Annotated in this window: 9 protein-coding genes and 2 pseudogenes; 3 read left to right on the top strand and 8 right to left on the bottom strand. The window is 68.5% G+C overall.

Annotated features, from left to right (window positions below; translation table 11 throughout):
• The 3 genes and pseudogenes from ACFXB5_RS28295 to ACFXB5_RS28285 all read right to left on the bottom strand — a co-directional run.
• Positions 1-526: pseudogene (locus ACFXB5_RS28295) on the bottom strand (hypothetical protein); the annotation flags it as partial.
• Positions 527-738: 212 nt separating this feature from the next.
• Positions 739-903 (bottom strand): hypothetical protein, encoded by a 165-nt coding sequence (locus ACFXB5_RS28290; RefSeq protein WP_385212711.1) that lies wholly within the window; start codon positions 901-903, stop codon positions 739-741.
• An 83-nt stretch (positions 904-986) separates the two neighbouring features.
• Positions 987-1,442: a VOC family protein gene (locus tag ACFXB5_RS28285; RefSeq protein ID WP_280890652.1), complete on the bottom strand. Its 456-nt coding sequence runs from the start codon at positions 1,440-1,442 to the stop codon at positions 987-989.
• Positions 1,443-1,503: 61 nt separating this feature from the next.
• Between ACFXB5_RS28285 and ACFXB5_RS28280 the strand changes: the two genes are divergently transcribed.
• Positions 1,504-2,520: a helix-turn-helix transcriptional regulator gene (locus tag ACFXB5_RS28280; protein ID WP_385212709.1), complete on the top strand. Its 1,017-nt coding sequence runs from the start codon at positions 1,504-1,506 to the stop codon at positions 2,518-2,520.
• 233 nt (positions 2,521-2,753) lie between these two features.
• On the opposite strand, the gene ACFXB5_RS28275 is transcribed toward ACFXB5_RS28280, so the two are convergent.
• The 3 genes from ACFXB5_RS28275 to ACFXB5_RS28265 all read right to left on the bottom strand — a co-directional run bounded on the left by ACFXB5_RS28275 (position 2,754) and on the right by ACFXB5_RS28265 (position 4,068).
• Positions 2,754-3,095: a hypothetical protein gene (locus ACFXB5_RS28275; RefSeq protein WP_385212708.1), complete on the bottom strand. Its 342-nt coding sequence runs from the start codon at positions 3,093-3,095 to the stop codon at positions 2,754-2,756.
• On the bottom strand, positions 3,073-3,273 hold the full coding sequence (locus ACFXB5_RS28270) for a hypothetical protein (RefSeq protein ID WP_385212706.1): 201 nt from the start codon (positions 3,271-3,273) through the stop codon (positions 3,073-3,075). The genes ACFXB5_RS28275 and ACFXB5_RS28270 overlap by 23 nt, the downstream gene beginning before the upstream one ends.
• Positions 3,274-3,567: 294 nt before the next feature.
• Positions 3,568-4,068 carry a hypothetical protein gene (locus tag ACFXB5_RS28265; protein WP_385212704.1) on the bottom strand — a complete coding sequence of 167 codons (501 nt, stop codon included), beginning with the start codon at positions 4,066-4,068 and terminating at the stop codon, positions 3,568-3,570.
• Between the two features lie 554 nt (positions 4,069-4,622).
• On the opposite strand from ACFXB5_RS28265, the gene ACFXB5_RS28260 reads away from it, so the two are divergent.
• Complete coding sequence (locus ACFXB5_RS28260; protein WP_385212717.1) at positions 4,623-4,862, top strand: recombinase family protein; 240 nt, start codon at positions 4,623-4,625, stop codon at positions 4,860-4,862.
• A 122-nt stretch (positions 4,863-4,984) separates the two neighbouring features.
• The gene (locus ACFXB5_RS28255; protein WP_385212702.1) at positions 4,985-6,571 is read left to right on the top strand and encodes a GMC family oxidoreductase; all 1,587 of its coding nucleotides are present in this window, start codon (positions 4,985-4,987) and stop codon (positions 6,569-6,571) included.
• Positions 6,572-7,198: 627 nt separating this feature from the next.
• Here ACFXB5_RS28255 and ACFXB5_RS28250 read toward each other — a convergent pair.
• Both ACFXB5_RS28250 and ACFXB5_RS28245 read right to left on the bottom strand, forming a co-directional pair.
• Positions 7,199-7,816 (bottom strand): HAD-IA family hydrolase, encoded by a 618-nt coding sequence (locus tag ACFXB5_RS28250; protein WP_385212700.1) that lies wholly within the window; start codon positions 7,814-7,816, stop codon positions 7,199-7,201.
• Between the two features lie 32 nt (positions 7,817-7,848).
• Positions 7,849-8,354 (bottom strand): annotated as a pseudogene (locus ACFXB5_RS28245) (LLM class flavin-dependent oxidoreductase); the annotation flags it as partial.

Below are 8,354 nucleotides of genomic sequence, written 5' to 3'. Positions count from 1 at the left end.
TAAAGCCCCCGGGCCTTGGTCGTTCTACTGTGCGTTTTTGTCGATTCAGTTTAACTCCCGCCGGCCGCCCCCACCTCCGGCGAACCCCCAGGTGAGCGACCCAGTACGAGACGGCGTTCGAGCCCGGAAGAAAAAGAACAAGTTTAGGCGCGAAGGCCCGCCCGAGCAGCTGGTCGATCTCGCTTCGCACGGCGGCGCTGCGCGGCGCCTGCCAGGCGCCCTCGCTGCGTTCTTGGCTGTTGCGGACCTGCTGAATGCGGTTCTTGCGGGCGGCGTCGACGGCGGCGTTGCCGTGGTCGACCTGCACGGCGCGCTGCTGGCGGCTGGTCCAGCCGGGCATGGTCGCCATGCCTCGCAGCCGGGCCGCGAGGAACCCGGACGCGCGCCGTACGCCCCCGAGAGGTTCCTGGCGCAGGTCCAGGGCCGCCAGGACCTCGTTGGCCGTCCAGCCCGCGTCGGAGACCTCGTTGACCGCCCACGCGATCCGATCCTTGTCGGCAGGGCGCAGCCACGGGACCCGCCGCATCGTGATCTACAACCAGGCCTACGACGAGGCCAGGCTCGCGCACGAACTCGACCGCTACCACTGCCAGATGACCCCGCTCATGCTCCCCTTGCTCGAGGACGAGCGCCACCTGCCCGCCGCCGAGTGGATCAAGGCGCAGCGGTGGGAACAGTGCGCGATGGAGGAGTACGCCGTCCACTTCGGCGACTGGAGCTCATACACCTGGCAGCGGTTCAACGGCGGGCACCGCCCGCGGCGACTGCCGTGCCGTGATCGAGCGGCTGCACGAGATGGCGGAAGGCCGCGGGTTCGAGCTTTCCGAAGAGGGGCTCGTAGCCGAACTCACGGGTGGTGCGCCCGGCAACCCGCAGGACCCGGACCCGATCAGCAGGCCGCACTCGCCCGACCCGCCTCTATCAGGTCCGCCGCGCCGCCGGTACCGTCGCCAGCTTCGCCGCCGGCATCGGCTACACCGCTCGCTTTACAGGCCTGCGTGCGGTGGCTTCGGTGTCCGGTTGCGCTGAAGCTGCCATGCCTCGGGTGTGACTGGCGTGTAGAGGTTGACAAGGGATCCGTCGGGGTCGCGGACAAGAGCCGACAGATTACCCCACGGCATCATGGTCGGAGGCTGAACGACATCAAGATCGTCGCCGAAATCGGTCGCAAGCCTCTCGTATACGGCGTTGGTGTCGTCGACGAGGAACTCGACGATCGCACTGTTGTTTGCACCCCCACGGGGCGTGTTGGTGGTGATGAAAGCGACGCGGGCGGAGCCGCTGACAGCGACGGTGGCTGAGGGGGTCACCAGTTCGACGAAATCCTCGGTGAGGTACTGCGGGGTCGCACCGGTGAGGGCCTTGTAGAAGCGGACGAGCCGCGGAATGTCATCGGTGATGAGACGGACGGAGGCGAGCTGCACTGCGGCTGAGGCGGTCATGTGGTCACCTTAGAATGAATACAGGTCATATTCCGCCCGGAAATGCCGCATCATCGCAGGTATGACCCGACCAACCGCACGCGTTCTCGCCTTGCTGGAGTTGTTGCAGACGGGAGGAACCCGCGCTGTTGTCGACCTCGCCGAGCGCCTCGGAGTCGATCAGCGCACCGTGCGTCGCTATGTCGAGCAGCTACGCGAAATGGACATTCCAGTGGACGGGGTTCGCGGTCGGTACGGCGGCTACCGTCTGGCCCGTCACTACCACATGCCGCCGCTGATGCTGAACGACGAGGAAGGCCTTGCCGTGGTGTGGGCGTTGCTGGTCAACCAACATGCGCACAGCGGTCCGGTAACCCCGCTGGTGATGGAGACGGCCACGGCGAAGGTGCGCCGAGTACTGCCTGCCGCGCTCGCCCGCCGCATCGACGCGGTACTCCGGGCAGTGGACTTCACCGGTGAGCGACGCCCGGGCGCGGAAGACCACGACGACGCCGAAGCTCGTCCTGGTGCTGACGAAGGCGCTCAGAAGCTGCTCGGTCTGGCTGAGGCAGCACGGGACCAGCGCCCGGTTGCGTTCGCGTACCGGACTCGTCAGGGGCATGCGGCTACGCGGCACGTACAGCCGCACGGCATCGTGGCGTACCGAAACCTGCTCTACCTCACCGGCTTCGACGCCGACCGCCAGGCGCAGCGTACCTACCGCCTGGACAGGATGGCCGATCTGCGGCTTCTGCCAGGCACCTTTGAAGCGCCCGCGAACATCGACCCAGTGGCCCAGGTGCTGGGACCACTGTCGGCGGCACCTTCGCGATACGACGTCTCCGTGCTCATCCGCGCTGATCCGGCCTATGTGCGGCGCTGGATTCCGGAAACGCTCGGGTCAGTTGCGCCGGCGTCTCCTCCCGATGCTGCGGACGGTCATGACTGGCTGCAGGTGTTTCTGCGGGCTGAACGCCTCGAGTGGGTCGCCGGCACACTCGCCATGCTGGACCGGCCCTTCATCATCCAACAGCCGGAAGCCCTCAAAACGGTGGTTCTCGCACTCGGACGCCGACTGGCTGAACGCTCCGCCCAGTAACGCGAAGTCACCGACGACGAGGAACGACTCGATGCCGCCCGCGGCCAGGACGACCTGATCGCGGGCGGCCTGCCCCAGACGCCGCCAGTGGTCGACGCCCAACGGCTCCAGGCAGTCGGTGGCCTTGGGCGCCTCGAGGGCATGCGCCTACCAACCCGCATCACCGGCCAGCCACGACGGCACCCTCAACCCGCTGCGACCGGACCTGTGTTCGCCTGCCGGGCCGTGATTCGTCATGCGTTCTCCTTCGGCTGCTCGGTGCTCAGCGGCCGGCGGGCAACGTCAGCGAGCCGGTCGGCCCACCGGGCCTGGACCGGACGCTGCGGCGCAGCTGCCGCGGGTGCACCGGCCATGGCGCGCACGGTGGCCAGGCGGGTCTGGAGCAGGTGGTGGGCGGTGCGCCAACGGGCTTGTTCTGCGGCATCGTCGGCAGCCTGATAGGTGTCGCAGTGCAAGTGCCGGGTGCGCATCTTCACCGCGCGGGCGAGTTCCGCCTCGGTGTCGGCCTGCGGGCTGAGCGCGAAGTACGCTAGAGCGTCGGCACGGAACCGGTCACGGACCTGCTCGGCCTGCATGCAGCGCGAGGGTGGCGTCGACCGCGCCCTGCTCACCCAGCTGCGCCACCGCGGCCGCGACCTCGGCGCGGCCGACGCTTTCGGCCCACGCCATGACGGCGGCGACGTCCTGGCGGTCGTCGACGGCGATGCGGTGCGCGGCCGCCAGCAGCGCCCCCTCGTGCACCAGCAGATTCATCGCCCCAGCCCTGCCGTTCGAATCCTGAGCTGGGCAAACGCCGACCACAGTGTCATGCCCAGCTCACAAACAGGCACTGACTGTCGTGGGCTGAGGTCCCCACGACCGGGTCGCAGTCCACCAGGTCCCGCGCCAACCGGCGCCGAGTAAGGGGTCGGGGTGAGGCGGAGAAGACCGGCGGCGGGAAGCGGAGGGCGCAGAGGAGCGCGGCGGGTACCCGGGGTACCCGGCGTGACCACCGGTCTCCCCTGGGAGACGGCTGTCCCGGTTCGGGTGACGACGTGCTCAGCTTCGTCACACATAGTCGGCGGCGTTCTCGATGCGACAGACGACCTCCCTCCAGTCAGACGGGGGCAGCACCCGGGCCGCGTGGCACAGATCGACAGGGTGGCCGACAGCCAGGGACGCGGCGATCTCCAGTGCGGCGAGGTGCGGCCCGATGGCGCCGGGTTCCAGGTCGTCATCGCCAAGAGCGCCTGGCGTGCGGAGGAGATCTACGATCCGGTCCCAGTTGATTGATGCCGGGGTCTCGGTGCAGTTCAGGGGAGGCACGATGTACTGGCCGCCGACGAGCTGCCACACCTGGGGGTCAGTCGGCTCGATCGTGCCGCTGAGCGCAGGGTCCTGAACGAACCGGCGGAGCCAGTACCCGTCTCGGTAGAAGCCGAGCACGATCGCGGCTCGCCGCATCTGGTGGTTGCCGATGCTGTCGGTGAGCCACCGTGCGAGCCGCCGGCCCTCGGGTACGGCACGGCGCGGGGCGGGGAGATCGTCACGGTCTACGTCGAGGTCCATGCGGCCACCATGAGTGGCTCTCCGAGCCTGGGGGCGTCGACACACGCCACCAGGTCACCCGAAGGGACTCCCACAACCGGTGTTTCATAGGTGGTCGCTCGTGAAACACCCGCCCGCCCGGCGGTCCACCTGCGGCGATCATGTTTCATGAGTTGTTGCAAACAGCTGGGCTCCAGAAACGCCCTCATGAAACGCTCCAGGGCGTGAGCGACGACTTCAAGCTCGTGGAATCGCGCGACTGTCCGATGTCCACCTGCGCGGCCCCGCGGACTCCCGGTGCCGGACCGGCAAGGGGAAGGTGGCGATCCAGTACCACACCGCCCGCTTCCGCCTGGTGCCCCAGCTCGCCAAGGCGCTCAGCGTGCCGACCCCCGCCTTGCCCAAGCCGGGGTCGGCCTGAACCGAGCTGCCCCGGCCGGTGAGCGCCGGCGCCGAGCCGGTCGGACACGCCCGCCTCGGCTACGCCCGCGTCTCGACCGCCCGGCAGTCCCTCGACGCACAACTCGACTCCCTCGCCGGAGGAGCCGAAGGCGAGCAACGTCGGCCCGTAGTTCCTGACCGGGGAGCCGAAGGCCTCGCACGACCTGTCCTGCATCGTGTTCACCGTGCTCGCGGCCATGTCCGGCATGGAGCGCGAGTACATCCGCGACCGCACCCTCGAAGGCCACGAGTCCGCCCGCAAGCGCGGCAAGACCATCGGCGGGGCGGGCGTCACCCCCGGTGCACATTGTGTGTATTACTTCTGGCCAGGACCGCTCACGTTGCGTATGTGCTGCGATCGCGTGACTGCTTAGTGTCTCCAGAAGCAGCCACGGTGAGGCCGGCTTATTTCAGCTCCTCAGAATCACCGGATGCGGGTCTGGTGAACGTATGTCGAGCACACCGGGCCATGAGGCCTGATCCCTATGGAGGCGATATGACGGGGACCGCGGAAACGTACGACTACATTGTTGTGGGGGCCGGCTCAGCGGGCTGTGCGCTTGCTGCCAGGCTCTCCGAAGATCCGGACGTAACAGTGGCCCTGATCGAAGCCGGGCCACCCGCCACCGGGCGTCTGTTTGAGATTCCCGCCCTGTTCTCGCAGCAGCTCAAGACGACGTACGACTGGGACTTTGCCACAGAGCCCGAGGCGCAGCTGGGCGGACGCAGGATCTACCTGCCGCGTGGGCGGGCGATCGGCGGAACCAGCTCGATGAACACCATGCTCTACGTCCGCGGCCACCGCTACGACTACGACACATGGGAGCGGATGGGGAACCCCGGCTGGGGCTACGACGACGTCCTGCCGTTCTTCAAGAAGTCCGAGGACAACCAGCGCGGAGCCAACGACTTCCACGGGACCGGGGGCCCGCTGACCGTCAGCGACCCGGTCTCCGTCCATCCGCTGCTGACGGCCTGGGTGGAGGCGGCCCAGGACGCCGGCCACAAGTCCAACCCCGACTTCAACGGAACCGAGCAGGACGGTGTCGGCTACCACCAGGTCACCCAGCGCAACGCGCTGCGATGCAGCAGTGCGGTGGCGTTCCTCGAACCGGCGGCAGACCGCCCGAACCTCACCATCCTCCCTTCGACGACCGCCCTCCGCCTCAGCTTCGACGGCACCCGCGCCCAGGGACTGGAGGTCGACCACCTGGGCACCGTTCGACTGATCCGGATCAACCGTGAGGTCGTACTGTCCCTGGGCGCCTACAACTCCCCCCACCTGCTGCTGCAGTCCGGCGTCGGCCCCGCGGACGAGCTCGCCCAAGGGGGCATCACGCCTCTGCATGACCTGCCGGACGTGGGACGGAACATGCAGGACCACGCCGGGTGCTTCATCAGCTTCTTCAGCCACACTGAGCCGCTTCTCGGCCCGGACACCTCCCGCGAGGAGCAGCGGCTGCGTGAGCGGGGTGACGGACCTATGGCCTGGAACGAGGTCGGCGGTTTCTTCAGTACCAGCGATGACCTGCCGGCTCCCGACATTCAGGTGCACGCCGCGCTGGGCATCGTCCGTGACGAAGGACTCGCCGCTCCTCTTGAGCCGGGTATGTCCTTCGGGCCGTACGTCGCGCGTCCGAGCAGCCGCGGTTCCGTGCGCCTGCGCCACTCACACCCCTACGCCAAGCCGCGCATCGTGCACAACTATCTCGGTGACGAGGACGACCGCAGGCGGCTGCGGGAAGGCCTGCGCATCTGCATGCGCATCGCCCGCGAGTCGCGGCTCACCGACGTCCTGGAGTCCGGCCTCCACGGGGCCGCGGACGCGGGGCTGGCTCCCGTATCGGACCGCGACCAGGACATCGACGACTTCATCCACACCCAGTCGTTCTCGTTCTACCACCCGTCGGGTACGTGCATGATGGGCAAGGTCGTCGATTCCGAACTCCGCGTGCACGGGCTGGACAACGTCCGTGTGGCAGACACATCGATCATGCCGTCCCTGGTGACCGGCAACACCAATGCGCCGGCCATCATGATCGGGGAGCGGGCAGCCTCGTTCATCCGATCCGCGGCACAGTGACGAATCCACCCGGCCAGGCCCGCCGGCCCCGGACCACTGTTCCGGAGTCGCCAGACGTTCCCGTAGCACCCCATCTGGGGGCTCCCCATAGGGCCGCAAGATTCGAGCGTCATGGTGCCCGCAATCCCAGGCGACCGGTCGCGCTGTCGAGCGGCTGATGCGAGCTGAGAGCCTGTGTCATATCCCCGGCCGGGCGTGCGACGCCTGGCACGCACGCTGATCCGACCGGGGATATGACACAGGCTCTGAGGGAGATGGGCCTGCAGGGAGCACATCGGTGGGCAGTGGGCGTCGCACCACAGCCGCTGAGCCTTGGCGCTGAGAACGCCGACCTCTGCCGAGCGTGACTTCATCGCCCCGGCACACGGGGCCGTGCCCGAACCGGGCACGGTGCCTGGGCCACTACAGCTTCCGTGCCGACGTGCCTGCGACAGCGGCCCCCAGAGGACGCGGGAGGTGACGACGCGGACGAGGACGACGAGCGGTGAGGTGCCGATACACGGGCCGGCCTTCAAGCCTCCGAAGAGCCTGGGACGCACCGACCGTGTCCACGCCACTGACGAAGCGCCGTCTCTCGCGGAAAGTACGTGGCGCGGATCGCGGCCCTGATCATCACCGGGCGGCGTTTCATCGGGTCGGGAGCCAGGTGTCGATGGCTGCGGTCAGTTCGTCGAGTCTGGTGAAGACGTGTCCGTTCATACCGGTGGCCCGTGCCGCCCGTACGTTCTCTTCGCGGTCGTCGACGAAGAGGAAGTCAGCGGGCGCGGCCCGCATGGAGACGACGCAGTGGTGGAACGCCGCTGGGTCTGGTTTCGCCGCATTGATCTTTCCGGAGAAGGCGACATGGTCAAGGTTGCTCAGCCAGGGTTGTGTGGCCAGGAAGGCGTCCGCGTGGTCTGCGGGAATGTTGGACAGCAGGGCGACCTCGGCGACGTCCCTCAGGGACTGCACGTAGGCGACCATGCGGTTGTCGACGCGTGACCAGCTGTCGATGTCGGCGAGCCGCAACTCCTCGATCGTGTCGGCGTCGACGGGGAGTGACAGCCACCGCAGCACGGCCGTCCAGTACTCGGGCGCGGAATGCCGCGCGGCGTCGTAGGGCGGGCGGCAGCCCCAATAGGCCTCGGCGAAGGCGTCCGCGGGTGCGTCGCACCGGGCGGCCATCTCCGCCAGGGCGCCCGGGCGTTGGTGGAGGGCGATGACCCCGAAGAGGTCGAACAGCACGATCCGTCGGTCGGTGGACATGGCGGTTCCTCCGGAGTGTAGGGGTTTTCGGCTCAGGGGCGGGGGGCCAGGACGCGGGCGAGTGAGTCGAGGGACGCCAGGGCGTCGGGGCCGGTGGGAGTGAGGACGACGCTGGTCGCGCCCGCTGTGTGGCGGGCTGTGATCGCTTCGCGTGCCTGGTCGGGGGTGCCGGCGATGCTCAGTTGGCGGACCCAGTCGGCGGGCATGGTCTGGGCGAATTGCCGGGCGTCGGCGCAGGCGGCGCGGTGTTCGCGCAGCCGCGTGGCGAACGGCAGGGGGTCGATGTGGGCAGCCCAGGCCGGCTCGCCGACGGCGCTCAGTCCGTCGCGGACGCGGGCGAGAGCGGCGTCCTCGTCGTCATCGACGGCGGCGGCGTCGTAGGTGACGACTTCAGGGGCGCTCGCATCGGAGATGCTGCCCAGGTGCCTCAGCGAAGAGGCGATGTAGGCGGGGGCCGCGGGCTCGGCCAGGAGGAGCCCCACGGCCACCACCCCCCCCGCGGCCGGTGGTTTTTGGGCGCGTACACCCAGGACGAATG

The sequence above is a fragment of the Streptomyces sp. NPDC059455 genome, assembly GCF_042750115.1.
Taxonomy (GTDB): Bacteria; Actinomycetota; Actinomycetes; order Streptomycetales; family Streptomycetaceae; genus Streptomyces; species Streptomyces endocoffeicus.
This window is presented reverse-complemented; position numbering and strand designations above follow the sequence as displayed.